Genomic DNA, 1,243 nt, shown 5'->3' on the forward strand with positions numbered 1-1,243 from the left:
GAAACGCTCAAACTATTGCTGTCAATAGCTTTTAGTGACTTTGGAATTGTTACAAAAGATGCGAATAAAGGATAGGTGCGATTCGTTGGTCGAAATGAGTAGAAATACTCAGGGATGACCGCAGGACTCAGAGCCTTCTCTGAGCCTGTAACTGAGTTCTCGTGATGGTGAGGTGGCTAATACAGCCTATTTTAGGTGATCGTAGCTCGCCAAGTCCATCCCCATAAGTGCAGTGGTGACAGCCTATTCCTCACGGGGGCGACTGATTCTCAAACCCATGAAGCAGGAATAAAAGGTGGTAACTCGGAATCCGACTGAGAATCCCATCGAGCAGCTGGTCATGAGTAGGTATACGAACGCTCGTCTGAACCATCGTGATAGTCAACCAGCCTACGCGGATTATCGGCTGGAGACAAAATGTCAATGAGTCAGGGCTAGATAGTTCTATGCCTATCTAGATGCACCCCCGAAGGCTCCGGTGGAGAGAGCGGCTCTAAAACCAGAAACCAACGGGAACTCGGAACGAAGTAACCCTCAAGCGGCTCTCAGGTCAAGGTCGATCGCCTGAGTAGTGATCAAGCGCACGCCGCTTGAGGGCGGGATTGTCTCAGAAGCGAACGGCTCTCTGCTTCCGTGGAGAGCATAGGCTGACGGAGACACGACGATTTGGAAGGTAAAGCTGCCAGTCACAGTGCATACGCTATGAACACGGTCTTTCAACCGATGGATAGATGGAACCAAATTCCCTGGCGCAAGCTAGAGAAACAGGTTTTCAAGCTGCAAAACCGGATTTACCGAGCCTCTCAACGTGACGATGTCAAAATTGTTCGCAAGCTACAACGACTCTTGCTGAAATCCTGGGCTGCCAAATGTCTGGCTGTGCGCCGGGTCACTCAAGATAATCAAGGGCGCAGAACTGCCGGAATTGATGGGGTGAAATCCCTCACGCCCCCGGAACGCCTGCGCCTGGTCAACACCTTGAGCCTCAATGCTAAAGCGACACCGCTCCGGCGGATTTGGATTCCCAAAACCAACGGACAACGCCCGCTCAGCATTCCGACCCTGCACGACCGGGCGCGGCAGGCGCTCGTCAAACTGGCCCTCGAGCCAGAATGGGAAGCGCGCTTCGAACCTAACTCGTATGGGTTTCGTCCGGGCCGCTCGTGCCACGATGCCATTGAAGCCATTTTCCTGGCAATTCGCTTCAAGCCGAAGTACGTGCTGGATGCCGATATTGCCCAGT

At 52.9% G+C, this 1,243-nt stretch carries 1 protein-coding gene; it reads left to right on the forward strand.

Annotated elements, in window-relative coordinates; genetic code table 11:
* Positions 1 to 702 precede the first annotated feature (702 nt).
* On the forward strand, positions 703 to 1,243 hold a 541-nt coding region (locus JUK32_RS10230), incomplete at its 3' end, for a reverse transcriptase N-terminal domain-containing protein (RefSeq protein WP_204138759.1).

This window comes from Halomicronema sp. CCY15110 (genome assembly GCF_016888165.1).
Classification (GTDB): Bacteria; Cyanobacteriota; Cyanobacteriia; order Phormidesmidales; family Phormidesmidaceae; genus Halomicronema.